The sequence below is a fragment of the Paenisporosarcina sp. TG20 genome (genome assembly GCF_000286315.1).
Lineage (GTDB): Bacteria > Bacillota > Bacilli > Bacillales_A > Planococcaceae > Paenisporosarcina.
In genome coordinates, this window is the sequence record NZ_ALJG01000299.1 from 1 (window position 1) to 18438 (window position 18438).

Genomic DNA, 18438 nt, shown 5'->3' on the forward strand with positions numbered 1-18438 from the left:
ACAAGCGACATAACAACACCTCTGTTCCTTGGTATAATTATACCAAGGAATACGAAAGAAGTCAACGAAACTATTAGATAAAACCTTGATCTAGAGCGGTTTTTGTATATTCATTGGTATAATTTTTCGGGAATGCAGGTTTTACATGAAAAAAGGGCTATCCTTAAAAGTCATTTTCTATGACTTTTGGGACAGCCCTAACATTGAATTCTATAAATTAATTCGACTAACTATCAAATTACAACAACTTCACCGAAAGCTGTCTATCAATTAAATTTAGGATATATTATAAAATTTAGGGGATTATAATAATATCAATAATTTGTTTTAACGGAGGTAACTTAATGAAAATGATGATAGTCCTTTTGGCTGTATTTTCTAACGTTCTCTTTCAGCCCACTTCACCGTCTAATTTAAATGACCAAGTAACCCCTGTATCTGAAGTACTAGGAGTATTCTGGGATCCACAAGTTGTAGTTCAAAATAACGTTGAAAATAAAGAAGTTCCAGCATTTGAAGAAGTTTTATTAGAAATCGGGTATAAAGAAGTTAACATAGCTCTACAAGAGAGCACAGAACATTTTAAGCGTAGTATTGCTTTGCCTACAGAACTTCCTCCTGTTATTTTCACTCACAGTTTTGGTCGATTTAAACACTCATACGGAAAAGAAAATGAGCAATTTGAAATAAGCTATTTAAATGAGCATTTCGATCAAAATCATTATCAGATTCGAATTAAACCAGTCAAATACAAAATAGAAATTAGTGAAAAGAAAATTAGCCAAGTAATTAAATTAAGTGATGGAAGTGAAGCAATTTACAGTACTAATTTTCCACTTCTGGATCTTCTTGCATTTGAAGAAGATGAATGGCAATATATTTTATTAGTGGATAAGAGAATCTCAAAAACCGTAACAAAAGAAATTTTAGTCAATATCGCAAATACTATTAAGTAAAACAGCTCATTAAGAAAGCACTATCACTCTGGATATAAGCAGTTTTAGCAGTTATTTTCTATACTGTAGACTTGGGTTTTCGGGTCCTTTTTGGATAGCAATCCGAAAACTTTAGTCAAGCAGATTAGAAAAGTTAAATTTACTGTCTTCAAAGTTGTTCTTATACCCTATGCGTTTGTTTCAATCATAGCAATTAATCCTGCGACTGCTTGTTCCTCGTCTGACCCTTCTGCACTGATAATGACTGCTGAGTCTTTACTAATAGCTAAGCTCATAATACCCATAATACTTTTTGCATTTACTTTTTTGTCACCTTTTGTTAAATATACATCTGCTTGAAAACGATTTGCTTCTTGTACAAAAAGAGCAGCTTGTCTTGCCTGTAATCCCGACTTCAATGCCACTTGTCCTTGTTTTTCAACCATTCAGTCATGCCCCCTTAAATTCATCCGTTTTGTATTATTTTTATGTTAGCTGAAATATGTCATTACTACAACTATCTATCACTTTATCAAACATTCCCGCCACCACGAAGTCTATCTGCGATTTCATCAAGCCTACGCAATCGGTGATTAATACCTGACTTACTGATATTTCCTGTAGAAACCATTTCACCTAGTTCCTTTAGTGTTACATCCTGGTACTCCACACGTAAACGAGCTATTTCTCTTAGTTTCTCTGGTAATTGATCTATGCCCATGACGTTATCAATAAATCGAATATTCTCCACTTGACGAATAGCTGCACCAATCGTTTTATTTAAATTAGCAGTTTCACAATTCACAAGACGATTTACACTGTTTCTTAAATCTCGAATAATTCGTACATCTTCAAATTTCAATAGTGCGTGATGTGCACCAGTAATACTGAAGAAGTCCGAAATTTTTTCTCCTTCTTTTAAATACGTTATAAAACCTTTTTTACGCTCAATGGTTTTAGCATTTAAATTAAAGCCATTCATTAAATTCACAAGCGCTTCACTATGGTCTTTATATACTGAATATATTTCCAAATGATAAGCAGCTGTTTCAGGATTATTAACTGACCCACCAGCTAAAAATGCACCGCGCAAATAGGCGCGTTTACAACAATTCTTTTTAACCAATTCCTTAGAAATTGTATGATTGAATTGAAAATCTTCTGAGATGATTTTCAAATCTTCTAGCAATGATTTTGAGCCATCCCTTACTCGACAAATATATACATTATTTTTCTTTAATCTCATCTTTTTTCGAACTAATAATTCGACTTGATAAGGATATAACTCTTTCATTAAAGTATATAAGCGTCTGGCGATAGCGGCATTTTCTGTTTGAACATCTAGACTTAAACTCCGATTGGCAAATGAAAGCGCACCGTTCATACGAATCAGTGCAGATAATTCTGATTTCGCACAACAAGGTATTATGTCATATTGCGTCAATTCTTTTTTAGCTTCAGATGCAAATGACATAGGTAAAACCCCCTAAGAGCGAGAATTAGATAGATGTTTGCTTGATTGCATTTTCCCTATCTTCCGCGTATTGGACGAGCCATTCTGCAACTTTGGTTGCATCATGTCGTATAGCTCCATCCTGTATGGTCGCGATATCTTTTTTGACCACTGTTATCCCTAATTTATTTAATTGGGTTTCATCATAACTTACCGGTTTGGATTGTTCTTGTTCATATACTTTTTGAACGGACATAGGAACTTCATCCGTGTTTAATAAAATAGTTTGTATAAAAGGGGCTCCCATATGTAACATAAGTGCATTAACATGATCAGCAGCTGTGTACTCATGGGTTTCTCCAACTTGTGTCATTAAGTTACAGATATAAATGTTTTGAGCATTTGATTTCAAAATTGCTTTTTGTATACCCTTCACTAATAAATTGGGTAAAATACTAGTATATAAACTTCCTGGACCAAATACGAGTAAATCAGCTTTTTGTATTGCTTTAATTGTCTCTGATAGTGGTTCTACATCATTTGGCGTTAAAAATACACGTCGAATACGTTGATTATACGTAGGGATTTTAGACTCTCCCGTAACGATTGTGCCATCTTCTAATTCTGCATGAAGTGTAATCGTCTGATTGGCAGCTGGTAAAATCGTGCCATGAACATTTAATACACGACTCATTTCACGAATTGCATGTGAAAAGTCACCCGTAATGTCTGTTAAGGCCGTTAACATTAAATTACCTAAAGAATGGCCACCTAAATCTGCTGATTGACTAAAGCGGTACTGAAACATTTCTTCTACCAAAGGCTCTACATCTGATAATGCAGCCATTACTTTTCGAATATCTCCTGGTGGAGGTATATCGTAATCGTCTCGAAGTCTGCCAGAGCTTCCACCATCATCTGCAACTGTAACAATTGCAGTAATGTTTACAGGAAATTTTTTTAATCCCCGAAGTAACGTGGACAAACCAGTTCCCCCGCCGATAATGACGATTCTTTTGCGGCGTTTGGAACGTCCCATCCCATCAACCCTCTCTCTTTTTGACGTCACGATGTGTACTTACTGTATGATAATCTTTTAGAAATAAGTTAGAGAAGTATTCTGTAAGGGTAACTGAGCGGTGTTGTCCACCCGTACAACCAAATGCAAGAACAAGTTGACGTTTACCTTCTCGTTTATATTGAGGAATCATATAGGTTAGTAGATCCGTCATTTTTTCAATTAATATTTGGGTTTCAGGCCATTTTAATACATAATCAGATACTTCGGAATCTAATCCCGTCATACTACGTAAATCTTCAATATAATAAGGGTTAGGTAAGAATCGTACATCAAACACTAAATCAGCATCGATTGGTAAACCATGTTTATAACCGAAAGACATTACATTTAAAGTAAACATTGAATTTCCATTAGAAGAAAATTCTTCTTGGATTTTCTCGCGAAGTTCCTTCGGTTTATACGTAGACGTATTGTAAATAAATTGTGCTCTTCCTTTCAACTCAGAAAGTAATAAGCGTTCTTTTGCAATACCATCCAAAGGTAATCCTGCTGGCGCTAAAGGGTGCGAGCGACGTGTTTCTTTGTATCGTCTAACAAGGGTTTCATCATCTGCTTCTAAAAATAAAATTTTTGGCTGCACCATATTTACTTTCGCCATTTCATCTAGCGCACCGATTAACGAATCAAATAAGTCTCCACCACGCATATCCATTACGGTGGCAATACGATTCATATCTTTACCTGATTCCTTCATTAATTTTAAAAATGTCATTAACAATGCTGGTGGTAAGTTATCAATACAGAAAAAACCAAGATCTTCAAAGCTTTGAATGGCGACTGTTTTCCCTGCACCTGACATTCCGGTAATAATGACAAATTCTGAATCTTGAGTTTGTAGTGATTCTTTCATTGTTTATTCCTCCTCAGTCGAAGCTTGAATTTCCTCTTGAATTAAATCAAAATCTTTTGTATACACAAATGTACCATACTGAATTCCTTTGCCAGAGACAGCAAATTGTAAGTTTGTTCTGTCTCCTTCAGCCATTGGTAAATGGGCTAAATCCTCCACAGGATGCCACTCTAGAATTCCTTCGTTGGTAAACTTAAAAGGAATTCCTTTTACGTCATGTGCAACAAAAGTAAATAACATCCACTCATTTTTATCTTCTTGCTCTCCAAGGATGACCATTGTATAAACACCTTTTAGATGAGGATTTACTGGTATTGTATTCGTTTCTTCTTTAAACTCTCTAATAGCGGAGTTGTAGATGGACTCTCCAGCTTCCATTTTACCCCCGGGTGCTACATACCAATTTCTGCGTGGTTTTTTTAATAAAAGGACTTTATTATCTTTTAGTACAATTAAATTTGCTATACGTTGCATGGCTGACACTCCACATCCAAATAAACTCACTATTACTATTATACAACTTTGTAGTGATCTTATCATGAATATGAAAAAAAGAAGCTGTTTCTTCGAAGTTAATCGAGAAACAGCTTATCAAAATAATGCTATAAAAAGGGGGTCAATTTACTACCCTTAATATACACCTTTATTATTACGCGAGTGTTACAAATACGTTAAACAAATATTAAAAACTAAATCTTTAGGCTTAACTTTTCATGTAATTCTTCTATATAATGCTGTGCTGCTTGTGCTGCAATACTTCCATCACCTGTTGCAGTTACGATTTGACGCAATGTTTTTTCTCGTACATCTCCTGCAGCAAAGATACCAGGAATGCTTGTTTCCATTTGATCATTCGTCAGGATATAGCCATTTTCATTTAATATACCTAGATTTTTAAATGGTTTAGTTAATGGAAGCATACCGATATAAATAAATACCCCATCTGCTTTAAATTCTACTTCAGAACCGTCCACAGTTGATGCCAGCGTCACACTGCCCACTTTTCCATTATTATCATTAATCTCTTTTACGGTATTATTCCAAATGAAATCAATTTTTTCATTAGCAAACGCACGGTCTTGGAGGATTTTTTGAGCACGTAACTCATCACGGCGGTGAACGATTGTCACTTTGCTAGCGAAACGAGTTAAATATACACCCTCTTCAACTGCAGAGTCTCCTCCACCAACGACTACTAATTCTTTATTTTTAAAGAATGCCCCATCACAGACTGCACAATAACTAACCCCACGCCCTCCGAGTTCAGTTTCGCCTGGAATACCCATCTTTTTATATTCAGCGCCGGGAGTTAGAATAACGGCACGTGCTTTATATTCTTTACCACCCGCTTTTATTGTTTTAAAAGCTTCACCATCAACAATTTCTTTCACATCACCGTATGCATACTCTGCGCCGAATTTCTTTGCATGAGCAAGCATCTTGGTAGAAAGCTCTGGTCCTAAAATATGTTCGAACCCAGGATAGTTTTCAACTTCTTCAGTATTTGCCATTTGGCCACCTGGAATTCCTCGTTCAATCATTAAGGTAGATAAATTTCCACGTGATGTATAAACAGCCGCTGTCATACCTGCGGGTCCTGCACCAATAATTACAACATCATAAATTTTTTCTTCAGTCATTAATAAAGCCTCCTAAACCGATACATCTTACATAAATCGTATAAGATTTGTGTCACTCATTCAACTTTTTTGCTTAAGCATCAAAGAGTGGCAAAAATTGAGTAAGTTCATTTACATACTTCGTAATAGTTGGCGTAGTAATTTCATAATTCTCAGCAAACCATTTTTTTGTAATTCCTTCAGTACGTGAAGACTGAAACATATAGTCCGCAGCGGCAGCTAAAGCATTTGGATTTTTAAATGCATACCCCTTATCAATTGCCCGTTCAATTAATACAAACCACATTTGAAACAAAAACGATCTATCAACTGTAATTGGATTATTTTTTCCATACAATATTTCAGTCGCATCAAGTGCACGTATAAAAGAGCGTTCATCAGGTGTTTTTGCTTTAATTCCGTGTCCAAGAGAATGGGCTAATAGCCACTTTTCCATTGTTGAATAGGTTTCAACATTTACGTATTCTGGATGTGCTAATATTTCTTGTTTATGAGCAGACTTACCAATTAAAAACAAACCAAATAAACGCTCACTTCGATAAGCATTTTCTAGTTTTTCAACTACAAAATCCCGATTATTCTCCATTCCCTTTAGGGATTCACCTTCTAATTGTCCAACCCACGGTTCAAGTCCTTCTTTTTCAGGATCAATTTGAATCAATTGCTTCCAAGAATGGCGGGCCTCTTTTTCATGACCTGAAAAGTACGCTGAATGTGATAGCCAAAAATAAAATCCAGGGTCTCCCTCATATCCTCGTTTCTGAAGCGATCTCAACCATTTATATGCATCTTCATATCGGCCCATTAAGGCAAAAGTTGCCCCTAGTTTATAGCGGTGTTCTATCATATACGGTTGTATTTTGCTCAGTAAGTTTAACAAATGATTGAGCTCTGGCTCATTTTTGTCGTAATAATGAATGACCGCTAAATTACACAATCCATGTAAATTCCCTGTGTTTTCTTCTAATACTTTATGCAATAATGCTTTTGCTTGGTCAACTTCACCAATATAAAAATAAGCTAGAGCTAAGTTATTATAAGCAGCCCAAAAATCAGGATTGTCTTCAATTAATTTTTCTAATACTTCTATCGCTTTGTCGAAATTTCCTTTTTCCATCATACGTCGAGCTTTTTCTTGAATAATTAATATTTCACTTCCAAAATTAACGTCTTCAAACAAAGGAAATTCTTCTTGTTCTGAGAAGTCGAGGATTTCCATAGCTTCTTCTACATATGAACCATTTGTATCCAATTCTATATACTTATTCGCATACTTTCGTGCATCTGCAAGAAAACCTAGATGTGCATTTACTTCCGATAAGAAGAATACAATCTCAGTTTCATTAGGGTCCAGACTATGTGCTGTTTCCAATAATTCAAGTGCGTGATCGTATTTCTCTACTTCCATTTCCACAATAGCGTATTGCATTAAAATAAGCGGATCATCTGGACTCAGTTCCGCTGCACGCCTTAAATATTTATGCGCTTTTTCAAACTGTTCTCGATTAAGAGCTAATAACGCTTTTTGATAATAATATTCGCCTGTTGGAATAAATGAGACGATCTTTTCATTCGTTGGTTGTTTATGTTGTTTTTTCAATTAATGCCTCCGAAAAAATAAAAAGGAACACATTAGGTTCCTTTTCAGAATTTCTTTATTATATCACAGAATTTTATGATTTACCCTCATGCCGTTTCTGTAATACTTCCAAAACATCATATAAGTTAACTTTTTGTTCTTGTAGCAATACTAACAAGTGATACAATAAATCTGCTGCTTCCCATTGCAATTCATTTGCATCCCGATTTTTCGCTGCAATTACCACTTCTGTCGCTTCTTCACCAATTTTTTTACCTATTTTATCTACGCCTTTTTCGAATAGATATGTAGTATATGCTCCTTCTGGCATCGCTTTTTCTCGGTCTTGAATAACCTGGACTAAATTAGAGAGTATTCCAAAGCTGCCGACAGGTTGACTTGGAGTTACGATATGTTTATGGAAACAAGTATCTTCACCAGTATGACAAGCTGGTCCTTTAGGTAGTACCTCAACAACTAGGGCATCATCATCACAATCTGTTCGAATTGCTATTACTTGTTGTGTATTACCGCTTGTAGCACCTTTATTCCATAACTCTTTTCTAGAACGACTAAAAAACCATGTTTCTTTTGTTTCAATTGTTTTCTCAAGTGACTCTCGGTTCATATACGCAACCGTGAGAACTTCTTTCGTTTGAGCATTTTGTACAACTGCTGGTATAAGCCCATTACTATCAAATTTTAGTGAATCTATTTGGAAAGATGTCATCTCACTGTCACTCCTTTCTCTCGTAAAATACTTTTCACTTCACTTATGCTTGTTTCCTTGTAATGAAATATAGAAGCAGCAAGTGCAGCATCTACGTCTACTTTTGTAAAGACGTCATAGAAGTGTTGTGCATTCCCTGCTCCACCGCTAGCAATAACAGGAACGTTGACTGCGTCATTTACAGCTTGTGTTAAAGCTAAATTAAATCCACTTTTTTCTCCATCTTGATCCATTGATGTAAGCAGTATTTCGCCAGCACCTAAACGTGTAGCTTCTTGAGCCCATTTAACTGCTGTTAATTCCGTCTCATGCCTTCCCCCATGGGTATAGACCATCCATGTCCCTTTCTCTTGAGACCATTTAGCATCTATTGCCACTACAATGCATTGTGACCCGAAAAACGCTGCGCCTTCTGCAATTAACTGTGGACGTTCGATAGCTGAGGTATTCACAGAAACCTTATCAGCACCTGCACGCAACATTTTTTTCATGTCATTAAGCGTGCGTATGCCACCCCCAACTGTAAAAGGTATCGCCAGTGTTGCTGCAGTTTTTCGCACCACATCTACCATCGTTTCTTTTCCTTCATGAGAAGCTGAAATATCTAAAAATACTAATTCATCAGCTCCTTGTTCATCATAAAACTTTGCGAGTTCAACTGGATCACCAGCATCACGCAAGGACACAAACTGGACACCTTTGACCACGCGTCCTTCCTTAACATCTAAACAAGGAATGATTCGTTTCGTTAACATGAAGTCACCTCACTCAAAACTTCGGGTAAAGTAAATCGATTCTCATATAGTGCTTTGCCAATAATGACCCCACTAATCAATGAGTGAGTTGCTGCATCCGCCACTTTTTTCACATCTTCAAGCGAACTAATTCCACCAGAAACGATGACTTCTGCTCCTGTTGCTTCAGCGAGTAATTCATTTGCCAAAATATTTGGTCCGGTTAACGTGCCATCTGTCGCGATATCAGTGAATATGAAAATCTTTGCACCATTATTTGCGAAGTATTGCCCAACTTCAATTGCTGACTTTGTCGATGTTTCTAGCCATCCATGAGTTGCCACCATGCCATCTTTTGCATCAATTCCAATCACAATACGATGTGCCCCAAACTTTTGAATAAACGATACCGCTAACTCAGGTTGCGAAATAGCTAAGCTACCTATAATTACACGTTTTACCCCGTTATCCAGATAATGTTGAATATCCTCTTCAGTCCGAATTCCCCCACCTATTTGAACATTTACACCTAACTCAGTTGCAGCTCGGATGACATCTTTATCGTGAATTCGCTTGCCATCTTTAGCTCCGTCTAAATCTACCATATGTATCCATTTAGCACCTTGACTTACAAACGTTTTCGCCATTTCAAAAGGAGAGTCTGCATAGATTGTTTCTTGATTATAATCACCTTTAAACAAGCGAACGCATTTCCCTCCACGCATATCAATTGCTGGATATATTTCAATCGATGTCATGTGTTTTGTCTCTCCCTATCTCTAACTTGTCTAACCCACTGACCCAATAAGTATTTCCCAAACGGCCCCGATTTTTCCGGGTGAAATTGCATGCCTGTGATATTACCTTTTTGGACAATTCCAGGTACTACTTGTCCACCATATGTGCTACTTGCTACAACTTCATGTTGTGTCGTATTTCGAGCTAAAAATGAGTGGACAAAGTATACATGTGTCGAATCTTCTTTATCTAGGTCCGGTAGCCATGATGGTTGTTGTGTAAATGATAGCGGGTTCCAGCCCATATGAGGAATTCGGACACGTTGTTGTGAGTCGGAATCATTAAATTTTTGAATTCTACCAGTTAATAACCCTAACCCAGTTGTTAAACAATTTTCTTTACTATCCTCATATAAAAGTTGCATACCTAAACAAATTCCTAGTAAGGGTTTATTGGTTTTTACAAGTTGTTTAATATAAACATCTAAACCCAACTCATTTAATCGACTCATTGCATCCGGAAATGCCCCTACACCAGGCAATAGATATCCATCCATTTGATTAAGAACTTTAATATCTGACGTTATAAATACCTCACAGTTTAGTCTAAGTAAAGCCTGTTCAACACTGTATAAATTTCCCATTCCGTAATCAATAACGCCTATTTTCATGTTAATAATCCTTTCGTTGATGGCACCCCTTTGACACGTGCATCTATTGAGACAGCCTCATCAAGTGCTCTTGCCAATGCTTTAAAGATTGCTTCAATCATATGGTGTGTATTGTGACCATAGTGAACAATAACATGGACATTCATTCGTGCTTCTAATGCAAACTTCCATAAAAATTCATGAACAAGTTCTACATCAAAATTTCCCACTTTTCCTTTAGGAAGATCAGCTCTGAATTCTAAATGTGGACGGTTCGAACAATCAATTACCACTTGGGCTAATGCATCGTCCATAGGTACAAAGGCATTCCCGTATCTACGAATCCCTTTTTTATCGCCAAGCGCTTCTTTTACTACTTGTCCTAAAACAATACCGATATCTTCCGTTGTATGGTGGTCATCGATATGCGTATCCCCAGATGCTTGAATGGTCGCATTAAAGTGTCCGTGTTTAACAAATAGATCAAGCATATGATCCATAAATGGAACGCCTGTATCGATTGTTGCTTGACCTTCCCCATCTAGTTGAAGTGTCACATTCACTGTTGTTTCATTGGTTACTCTATTAATCGTTGCTTTTCGTGTCATGATTGATCCTTCTCCTTTGTCCAACTTCTTGATTCTACGGCTCGTGCATGAGCTTCTAAACCTTCCATCCTTGCAAGACGCGCAACCTTTGGTGAGTGCTGTCTCCAAGTTTCTTCAGAATAATAAATTACGCTAGTCTTTTTCACAAAATCGTCAACTGATAGCGGGCTAGAAAATCGCGCAGTACTATTAGTTGGTAAAACGTGATTTGTTCCTGCAAAGTAATCCCCAATAGGTTCTGAACTATAACGTCCAATAAAGATTGCTCCAGCATGACGAACTTGTTGTGCAATTTCTTGTGGATTAAGAGTCATGATTTCTAAGTGTTCAGGTGCTAACTTATTAACAGCATTAATAATCTCTGTCATTGTTTCTGCAACATAGATTCTCCCAAAATTTTCAACAGACGCTCGTGCGATTTTTTCCCGCGGGAGAGTAGACAGTTGTTTTTCAACTTCGTTAGCCACTTCATCTGCAAGTAAATAACTTGTAGTTAATAAAATTGGACATGCCATTGGATCATGTTCGGCTTGAGATAATAAATCTGCTGCTACTTCATCAGCATATGCTGTGTCATCCGCGATGATTGCAATTTCACTTGGACCTGCAATCATATCGATAGCAACCAATCCAAATACTTCACGTTTAGCTAATGCAACAAAAATATTTCCTGGACCGGTTATTTTATCCACCGGTTTAATTGATTCCGTGCCATATGTCAATGCCGCAATTGCTTGCGCTCCACCTATTTTATAAATTTCCTCGATACCCAATATTGATGCTGCTACCAATACTGCATCAGGTAGTGAACCTTGATCGTTCGGAGGTGAAACGATTACTATTCGCTCCACTCCTGCTACTTGAGCAGGTATTACATTCATTAATACTGAAGATGGATAGGAAGCTAAACCACCTGGTACATATAGACCCACGGATTCTAAAGGACTAACTCGTTGACCAATGAAAGAAGTATTTTTCAAGTCTACTTCATAATCGAAACGTTTTTGTTTTTCATGAAAAACCCGAATATTATGAGCAGCTTCTTCCATATCTTTTTGAAGGACAGGATCAAATGATGCTTTTGCATGGTTAATTTCATCAATTGAAACACGGAAATTGTCTAATTTAACATGATCCCATTTCTCACTATATTCTGTGATAGCCATGTCACCACGGTTTTTCACATCAGCCAAAACCAATCTCACCGTTTCCAATTGCTGTGCGTTACCCATATCTAATGGTCTTTTTAATGAAATATCTTGTGATAAAGAAATGATTTGCATGTTATATTCTCCTTACTCCATTGAATCTTTAAGCCGCTTTACCATGTCTCGAATTCGTTCACTTTTTAAACGATAACTTACAGGATTTGCAATTAACCTCGATGTTACATCAACAATGCGCTCATATTCAACTAATCCATTTTCAGTTAATGTTCGTCCAGTTGAAACAATGTCTACAATTCTATCAGCTAATCCAATCATCGGCGCCAATTCGATTGAACCATTTAAGCCAATAATTTCTACTTGCTCACCTTTTTCTTTGTAAAAATCAGAAGCAATTTTTGGATATTTGGTTGCTACTCGAGGTGCAATATCATTCATCAACGTATTTGGTAAGCCTGCAGTTGCAATATAACATTGACTGATTTTCAAATCTAATAATTCATGAACACTTCGTTTTTGCTCAAGTAATACATCTTTACCTGCTATTCCGATGTCTGCTACACCATGCTCTACATAAACTGGTACATCCATTGGCTTCGCTAAAATAAATCGTATTCTTTCATGTGGAACTTCAACGATGAGTTTACGAGATTCTTCCAAATCATCTGGTAACTGAAACCCAGCCTTTTGAAGTAATGCATATGCTTCTTCAAAAATTCGTCCTTTGGGCATTGCAATTGTCAGTTCACTCATCGTCTGCCATCTCCTTCTATTAACCATTGAACATCAGTAAAGTTAGTTTGGTATGCATGTTTGTCTTCAACACTATCAAGACACTGTATTGTTGTACGAATACCTTGATATCTTAATTTCCCTGCCTCTATAACAGCTTTCATATAATTAGTTTCATCAAAGAAAATCAAGGTGTGAGGTTCTAGTGGCGATGTTGAAGTCATCACCTCAAGTAGACGATCAACACGTAATCCGAATCCAGTTGCACCCACATTTGAGTTGAATTCTTGCAACAATCCGTCATAACGCCCTCCATTTCCAATCGCAAAACCAGAACCACTAGCAAAAACTTCAAATAGCATTCCAGTGTAATAACTCATTTCGCTCGTTAATGTTAAATCATATGTCACCATATTTGAGAGGCCCGCATTTTGTAGTAAAGAGGACAAGTTCTGTAAGTATGAAAACATTGTCACTTGTTTAGGGTTTGTTTTATCGATAAATGGACTTAACTGCTGAATTGAATCCACATTAGAAGCCTGTCCAATAAATTCAATAAAGCTCCGCTCTTGTTCTTCTGAAAGATTAAAAGTTTTTAGAGTTTCTTCAAATCCAACCATATTTTTTTCTACCAGTAGTTTGTGCAATTCAGTCACTTGTTCTTCAGATTGTGTCAGTTGTAACAATATAGATTGCAGTAGTCCCGCATGTCCTACTGTTAGTCGATAATCATCAATCCCAAGTTCCTGAACAAATTCAGCTGCCGTAATAATCATTTCAGCATCTGCATAAACAGAAGTATCTCCAATCAACTCTACTCCCATTTGTTCAAATTCAGCTGGTCTGCCTCCTTCGTGTTCTTGAGCACGAAATACATTGGCGAAATATGCAAGACGCAACGGAATCTGTTCTTTTAATAATTTAGATGTTGCTACACGAACAATTGGCGTCGTCATGTCAGGTCTGAGCACAAGAGTCTCGCCTTGACGGTCTACTAATTTAAACAATGATGAATCTGGAATGGCAGATGCTTTTCCTATGGTTTCATAGTACTCAACTGTTGGTGTTTTTATAAAATCAAAACCACGTGATCTGAAGAATTTTCTTCCAACGTCACGTACATTTTCTTTTTTTTCATTGATTAATGGAAAAGAATCTCTCATTCCTAGAGGTTTTTCAAATTTTTGTATTGGTGTCATTTTAAACCCACTTCCTAAAATAAGGATATTTCGCTTTAGCGTGCTAACATACTACTACGATGAAATAAAACTTATTTTATCTCAACTAATAGGGTGCGTCAATAGAAAAGACCCCTTGAAGCATTGAAAATATCTTCATGAGGTCTTTTCTGTTTTCAGTCGGCGACGAGTTGCCATTTCTTCGGCTGAATAAATAACTTTCATTGGATTGCCTCCGACAAAACTTCCTGCTGGCACATCTTTATGCACCAATGTTGCTGCAGATACAATTGCATCGTCTCCAATTTGTACACCTGGTAAAATAGTAGCATTTGCTCCTATCATCACTCGATCACCAATCAACACGTCACCTATTCGAAATTCTTCAATTAAGTATTCATGTGCTAAAAGAGTTGTGTTATACCCGATGATTGAATTTTTTCCTATTGATATTCTTTCTGGAAACATCACATCTGGCATGACCATTAATGCAAAAGAAGTCTGGTCTCCAACTTTCATATGCAAAAAGCGACGATATAAAAAACGTTTAAATGGCAATGACGGACTGTATCGGCCGAGCTGAATTACAATAAAGTTCTTCATAACTTTCCAAAATGATACTGTTTTATAAATATGCCAAAGGGAGTTGGCCCCTTCTACCGGGAAACGTTCTGTTCGTCTCATAATGACTGACCCTCTACAATTTCAAGTAGCTCCGAAATATGTTGCAACATGTAGGTAGGTTTAAACGTCGCTAGATAGGCTTCTCCTTTGACCGTCCATGCAACACCAGCTGTTCGTACAAATGCATTTTGACCACCCTCTATATCATGAGAATTGTCACCTATCATTAATGCTTCTTCTTGTGTCGCGTTCAGACGCTTTAGCGCAAGCAAGATCGGCTCTGGATGTGGCTTAGGATTTACTACGTCATCAAGTCCAATCACAACTTCAAATATATCCTCAATTTGCATAAACTTTAAACCTTTAAGAATAACGTTTTTCGTTTTTGTTGAAACAATCGCCATTTTAATCCCGCGTTCTTTTAATAATCGAAGCGTTTCAACTACACCATCGTACTCAACAACCAATTGATCGTGCATGTCAACATTCCATACACGATATTCTTCAATCAATTCTTCAGTCAAAGTCTCATCAATAGCATCAAATGTTTGTTTCAAAGAAGGCCCAATAAAGGGCAGCACATCATCTCTTGTATAACGCAAAGGGTATGCCTTACCCAGTACATTTAAAAATGTTTGAATGATGAGCTCGTTCGTGTCTAACAACGTACCATCGAAATCGAAAAGAAGCGTAGTAATCGGTTGTGTTGTCATGAAGTCAGAACTTCCTTTCGTTTCTGGTTTTCGGCTCGTTTCCAAACTGCGGCGACAATAATTGTTAAGACACATGCGGTACTAAGTCTTAGTAAGAATAACGGTAGAATCGGAATTCCGAGAGGTATAAAAATGAGCGTATCTTCTATTATTGCATGACAGGCGACCAAAAAGATAAAAACTAGTGTGACATCCTTCTTACTAACCCCGTCATCTTGTAATGCTTGTATCATTATTCCTGCACCAAAAGCCAAACCAACAACCAAACCTGAAACAAGTGTCATCGAAGCATTTGGTGCAATACCAAGTAACTTCATGAACGGTGCTAGTTTTTGTGAAAATTTTTGTAAGTATTTCTTGTCTTTTAAATATTGAACACCAACCATAAGAGGGATGACTACCATAGCAAGCTGTAATACTCCAAAGCTTGCTTTTTGTAACCCAAGCAAGACGATTTCCATCCATCCACTAGGAATTTCAACCGCTATTGGTGCGATTCCATATTGTGCAATGTCTGATCCGCCTGACCAAACAAGATTTATTACAATGGCTGATATAGCAGCAAGTCCAAATCTAACCAGTAAAACGACCCATAATTTGACGCCAACTTTTAAAGCAACTGCAGTCTCAATAAACATATTATGAGAAAACGATAACATAACAGCTAGGATGAATACTTCTTTTACCGTCAATTCTAATGAAAGAATTCCTGCAATTGCAGCATATACACTGAGCACATTACCTAAAACCAATGGTATTGCTGCATCTCCTCTTAAACCGAAAAGGCCCATTATCGGGGATACTAAATCAATAATCCATGGGAACACTGGCGTATACTGCAAAATTACGAGTATCAAAGTGATAGGGAAAATAATTTTGCTTAGTGTCCAAGAAGTTTTTAAACCAACTAACAGACCATTTTTTATTGTATTCATATACATAACTTCCTTACTTATGCGTCTTTATAACGCACAGGGTCTTTAGTTTTCATACGGCGGTAAACTATAATTGCAATCCCTACAACTATGGCAATAATTGAAACCACTTGAGCAGTTCGTATTTCACCAATTAAATATAAACTGTCAGTACGCATTCCTTCAATAAAGTATCGGCCGAATGAATACCAAATTATGTAGAATAATACCATTTCTCCACGTATTAAGTTAACACGACGCAATAATATTAATAGTATTACACCTGTAAAATTCCAAAGAGACTCATATAAAAAAGTAGGATGATAATATGTACCATCTATACGCATTTGATTAATAATCCACTCTGGTAAAAACATGTTTTCTAAAAATGTACGTGACACTGGTCCACCATGCGCTTCTTGATTCATAAAGTTACCCCAACGCCCGACTGTTTGCCCAATTAAAATACTCGGCGCCACTACATCTGCCATTTTTAAAAATGATATATTACGTTTTTTAGTGAATATATAAGCAGTAATAAATGAAGCGATTAACGCTCCATGTATCGCTAGTCCACCTTCCCATATTTTAAAGATTTGACTCGGGTTTTCTGAGTAATATGACCATTTTGAAAAAACATAATATAAACGTGCTCCTAAAATTGCTATAGGTACTGCCCAAATTAATAAGTCTGTCAATAAATCCGGGTGAAATTTCTGTTTAATCATTTCACGTTGGGCTACTAAAAATGCCACTACAATTCCAAATGCGATAATAACTCCGTACCAACGTACTGAAATCGGTCCAAGAGTAATTGCAATTGGATCAATTGCACCAAGTAAAAAATTCATGTCATACCCCTTCCATACTTCTTAATTTAAAAAGACGAATCTTCATTTTGACTAATGACATCGTTTAAACGATTGGAGAATTCCTCTGCTGCATTTACACCCATTCGTTTCAACCGATAATTCATAGCCCCTACTTCAATAATAACAGCTAAGTTTCGACCGGGACGAACGGGAATCGTCAGTTTGGTTACATCTGTATCAATAATTCTCATTTTTTCTTCTTCGAGCCCAAGTCTGTCATAGGTTTTATGTGCATCCCAATTTTCTAATTCAATTACAAGTGAAATTCGTTTAAAGCTTCGGATTGCACTTGCACCAAATAAGGTCATAATATCTATAATACCTAGCCCACGGATTTCGAGTAAATGCTCAATTAGTTTCGGTGCGTTTCCAATGAGTGTATTTTCCGCCTCTTGTCTTATTTCCACGCAATCATCAGCCACGAGACGATGACCTTTTTTTACAAGTTCCAGCGCGGTCTCACTTTTACCGACACCACTTTTCCCAGTAATAAGTACTCCGACTCCAAAAATGTCGACAAGTACACCATGTACTGCTGTAGTAGGTGCTAGTTTACTCTCTAAAAAATTAGTCAATAAACTTGAAAAACGAGTGGTAGGCATTTTGGTTGTTAGGACTGGCACATTCTCCTCATTAGAAGCAATCTCTAGTTCTTCTGGTACTTTCATGCCATGTGAAATGATAATTGCTGGTGTTTCTGGTGAACATAATTTCCGCATGCGTTCTACTCGTTCGTGCGGCAATAACATTTCAAAAAAAGAAAGTTCTGTTTTGCCTAGTAATTGTACACGGTTGGCTGGGTAGTGTGTAAAATAACCAGCCATCTCTAGGCCTGGACGTGAAATATCACTGATGGCAATATGCCTGCCTATTCCTTCTTGCCCACTGACAAGCGTTAAATCAAACTTTTCCATCACATCTTTTGTTGTCACTTGCATTATAAAAGCACCACTTTCCTAGAAACTCGAATTATGCTATATATATATTCTTTATTTTAGCATGCACATTTAGAAATGAAATGAATTTATCTTATTGTTTCGCTTTTCCTTTGTTTTTCCGTGTAAATAATTAAAAATACTACTATTCAACAGCTTGTTCTAAAATGATGCAAGCTGTATTTCATATGATATCCGAATATTTATACTCTCTTATTAGTATAAGAAAAACCAGGCAAAGTACGCCCGGTCCTTTAAGAAGGGTAACCATAGAAACCCGTTTACTTCCGCTACGGTGGACGCTTTT

At 36.9% G+C, this 18438-nt stretch carries 21 protein-coding genes; 1 reads left to right on the forward strand and 20 read right to left on the reverse strand.

The genetic code is table 11. The annotated features are described in order from the left end of the window. The first annotated feature begins 344 nt into the window (after nt 1-344). Nucleotides 345-956: a hypothetical protein gene (locus tag B371_RS0110550; protein ID WP_019414282.1), complete on the forward strand. Its 612-nt coding sequence runs from the start codon at nt 345-347 to the stop codon at nt 954-956. 167 nt (nt 957-1123) lie between these two features. Here B371_RS0110550 and B371_RS0110555 read toward each other — a convergent pair whose 3' ends face one another. From B371_RS0110555 to hprK, 20 genes are all read right to left on the reverse strand, one after another. Further along, nucleotides 1124-1381 carry an HPr family phosphocarrier protein gene (locus B371_RS0110555; protein WP_019414283.1) on the reverse strand — a complete coding sequence of 86 codons (258 nt, stop codon included), beginning with the start codon at nt 1379-1381 and terminating at the stop codon, nt 1124-1126. A gap of 86 nt (nt 1382-1467) precedes the next feature. Then, the gene (whiA, locus tag B371_RS0110560; RefSeq protein WP_019414284.1) at nt 1468-2409 is read right to left on the reverse strand and encodes a DNA-binding protein WhiA; all 942 of its coding nucleotides are present in this window, start codon (nt 2407-2409) and stop codon (nt 1468-1470) included. Nucleotides 2410-2434: 25 nt separating this feature from the next. Next, nucleotides 2435-3427 (reverse strand): YvcK family protein, encoded by a 993-nt coding sequence (gene yvcK, locus B371_RS0110565; RefSeq protein WP_019414285.1) that lies wholly within the window; start codon nt 3425-3427, stop codon nt 2435-2437. 4 nt (nt 3428-3431) lie between these two features. Next, nucleotides 3432-4319: an RNase adapter RapZ gene (rapZ, locus tag B371_RS0110570; protein WP_019414286.1), complete on the reverse strand. Its 888-nt coding sequence runs from the start codon at nt 4317-4319 to the stop codon at nt 3432-3434. Nucleotides 4320-4322: 3 nt separating this feature from the next. After that, nucleotides 4323-4793 carry an NUDIX domain-containing protein gene (locus B371_RS0110575; protein WP_019414287.1) on the reverse strand — a complete coding sequence of 157 codons (471 nt, stop codon included), beginning with the start codon at nt 4791-4793 and terminating at the stop codon, nt 4323-4325. 215 nt (nt 4794-5008) lie between these two features. Further along, complete coding sequence (trxB, locus tag B371_RS0110580; protein WP_019414288.1) at nt 5009-5959, reverse strand: thioredoxin-disulfide reductase; 951 nt, start codon at nt 5957-5959, stop codon at nt 5009-5011. 73 nt (nt 5960-6032) lie between these two features. Beyond that, nucleotides 6033-7559, reverse strand: coding sequence for a lipopolysaccharide assembly protein LapB (locus tag B371_RS0110585; protein ID WP_019414289.1), 1527 nt, complete (start codon nt 7557-7559; stop codon nt 6033-6035). A gap of 73 nt (nt 7560-7632) precedes the next feature. Further along, nucleotides 7633-8268 carry a bifunctional phosphoribosyl-AMP cyclohydrolase/phosphoribosyl-ATP diphosphatase HisIE gene (gene hisIE / locus B371_RS0110590; RefSeq protein WP_019414290.1) on the reverse strand — a complete coding sequence of 212 codons (636 nt, stop codon included), beginning with the start codon at nt 8266-8268 and terminating at the stop codon, nt 7633-7635. Beyond that, nucleotides 8265-9023 (reverse strand): imidazole glycerol phosphate synthase subunit HisF, encoded by a 759-nt coding sequence (hisF, locus tag B371_RS0110595; RefSeq protein WP_019414291.1) that lies wholly within the window; start codon nt 9021-9023, stop codon nt 8265-8267. The genes hisIE and hisF overlap by 4 nt, the downstream gene beginning before the upstream one ends. Continuing rightward, a complete protein-coding gene (gene hisA / locus B371_RS0110600; RefSeq protein WP_019414292.1) occupies nt 9017-9760 on the reverse strand; it encodes a 1-(5-phosphoribosyl)-5-[(5-phosphoribosylamino)methylideneamino]imidazole-4-carboxamide isomerase in 744 nt (247 codons plus the stop codon). The genes hisF and hisA overlap by 7 nt, the downstream gene beginning before the upstream one ends. Continuing rightward, nucleotides 9757-10410: an imidazole glycerol phosphate synthase subunit HisH gene (gene hisH, locus B371_RS0110605; protein WP_019414293.1), complete on the reverse strand. Its 654-nt coding sequence runs from the start codon at nt 10408-10410 to the stop codon at nt 9757-9759. Before hisH ends, hisA begins: the two co-directional genes overlap by 4 nt. Next, on the reverse strand, nt 10407-10997 hold the full coding sequence (gene hisB / locus B371_RS0110610; protein ID WP_019414294.1) for an imidazoleglycerol-phosphate dehydratase HisB: 591 nt from the start codon (nt 10995-10997) through the stop codon (nt 10407-10409). Before hisB ends, hisH begins: the two co-directional genes overlap by 4 nt. After that, nucleotides 10994-12280 carry a histidinol dehydrogenase gene (gene hisD / locus B371_RS0110615; protein ID WP_019414295.1) on the reverse strand — a complete coding sequence of 429 codons (1287 nt, stop codon included), beginning with the start codon at nt 12278-12280 and terminating at the stop codon, nt 10994-10996. The genes hisB and hisD overlap by 4 nt, the downstream gene beginning before the upstream one ends. Nucleotides 12281-12292: 12 nt before the next feature. Next, complete coding sequence (gene hisG / locus B371_RS0110620) at nt 12293-12916, reverse strand: ATP phosphoribosyltransferase (protein WP_019414296.1); 624 nt, start codon at nt 12914-12916, stop codon at nt 12293-12295. After that, nucleotides 12913-14094, reverse strand: coding sequence for an ATP phosphoribosyltransferase regulatory subunit (locus B371_RS0110625; RefSeq protein ID WP_019414297.1), 1182 nt, complete (start codon nt 14092-14094; stop codon nt 12913-12915). Before B371_RS0110625 ends, hisG begins: the two co-directional genes overlap by 4 nt. Before the next feature lie 135 nt (nt 14095-14229). After that, on the reverse strand, nt 14230-14757 hold the full coding sequence (locus B371_RS0110630; protein ID WP_019414298.1) for a DapH/DapD/GlmU-related protein: 528 nt from the start codon (nt 14755-14757) through the stop codon (nt 14230-14232). Beyond that, a complete protein-coding gene (gene ppaX, locus B371_RS0110635) occupies nt 14754-15410 on the reverse strand; it encodes a pyrophosphatase PpaX (RefSeq protein ID WP_019414299.1) in 657 nt (218 codons plus the stop codon). Before ppaX ends, B371_RS0110630 begins: the two co-directional genes overlap by 4 nt. After that, on the reverse strand, nt 15407-16345 hold the full coding sequence (locus B371_RS0110640; RefSeq protein WP_019414300.1) for a nucleoside recognition domain-containing protein: 939 nt from the start codon (nt 16343-16345) through the stop codon (nt 15407-15409). Before B371_RS0110640 ends, ppaX begins: the two co-directional genes overlap by 4 nt. 17 nt (nt 16346-16362) lie before the next feature. Beyond that, nucleotides 16363-17175, reverse strand: a complete 813-nt coding sequence (gene lgt / locus B371_RS0110645; protein WP_019414301.1) for a prolipoprotein diacylglyceryl transferase — start codon at nt 17173-17175, stop codon at nt 16363-16365. 26 nt (nt 17176-17201) lie between these two features. After that, complete coding sequence (gene hprK, locus B371_RS0110650; RefSeq protein ID WP_026023028.1) at nt 17202-18137, reverse strand: HPr(Ser) kinase/phosphatase; 936 nt, start codon at nt 18135-18137, stop codon at nt 17202-17204. Between the last annotated feature and the right edge of the window lie 301 nt (nt 18138-18438).

Coding starts and splice junctions, on each gene's coding strand:
- B371_RS0110550 (WP_019414282.1), top strand. CDS start 345: ATGAAAATGATGATAGTCCTTTTGGCTGTATTTTCTAACGTTCTCTTT.
- hisG (WP_019414296.1), bottom strand. CDS start 12,916: ATGAGTGAACTGACAATTGCAATGCCCAAAGGACGAATTTTTGAAGAA.
- B371_RS0110575 (WP_019414287.1), bottom strand. CDS start 4,793: ATGCAACGTATAGCAAATTTAATTGTACTAAAAGATAATAAAGTCCTT.
- B371_RS0110625 (WP_019414297.1), bottom strand. CDS start 14,094: ATGACACCAATACAAAAATTTGAAAAACCTCTAGGAATGAGAGATTCT.
- trxB (WP_019414288.1), bottom strand. CDS start 5,959: ATGACTGAAGAAAAAATTTATGATGTTGTAATTATTGGTGCAGGACCC.
- whiA (WP_019414284.1), bottom strand. CDS start 2,409: ATGTCATTTGCATCTGAAGCTAAAAAAGAATTGACGCAATATGACATA.
- B371_RS0110640 (WP_019414300.1), bottom strand. CDS start 16,345: ATGAATACAATAAAAAATGGTCTGTTAGTTGGTTTAAAAACTTCTTGG.
- rapZ (WP_019414286.1), bottom strand. CDS start 4,319: ATGAAAGAATCACTACAAACTCAAGATTCAGAATTTGTCATTATTACC.
- hisH (WP_019414293.1), bottom strand. CDS start 10,410: ATGAAAATAGGCGTTATTGATTACGGAATGGGAAATTTATACAGTGTT.
- B371_RS0110555 (WP_019414283.1), bottom strand. CDS start 1,381: ATGGTTGAAAAACAAGGACAAGTGGCATTGAAGTCGGGATTACAGGCA.
- hisA (WP_019414292.1), bottom strand. CDS start 9,760: ATGACATCGATTGAAATATATCCAGCAATTGATATGCGTGGAGGGAAA.
- hisB (WP_019414294.1), bottom strand. CDS start 10,997: ATGACACGAAAAGCAACGATTAATAGAGTAACCAATGAAACAACAGTG.
- lgt (WP_019414301.1), bottom strand. CDS start 17,175: ATGAATTTTTTACTTGGTGCAATTGATCCAATTGCAATTACTCTTGGA.
- hisF (WP_019414291.1), bottom strand. CDS start 9,023: ATGTTAACGAAACGAATCATTCCTTGTTTAGATGTTAAGGAAGGACGC.
- B371_RS0110630 (WP_019414298.1), bottom strand. CDS start 14,757: ATGAGACGAACAGAACGTTTCCCGGTAGAAGGGGCCAACTCCCTTTGG.
- hisD (WP_019414295.1), bottom strand. CDS start 12,280: ATGCAAATCATTTCTTTATCACAAGATATTTCATTAAAAAGACCATTA.
- hisIE (WP_019414290.1), bottom strand. CDS start 8,268: ATGACATCTTTCCAAATAGATTCACTAAAATTTGATAGTAATGGGCTT.
- ppaX (WP_019414299.1), bottom strand. CDS start 15,410: ATGACAACACAACCGATTACTACGCTTCTTTTCGATTTCGATGGTACG.
- yvcK (WP_019414285.1), bottom strand. CDS start 3,427: ATGGGACGTTCCAAACGCCGCAAAAGAATCGTCATTATCGGCGGGGGA.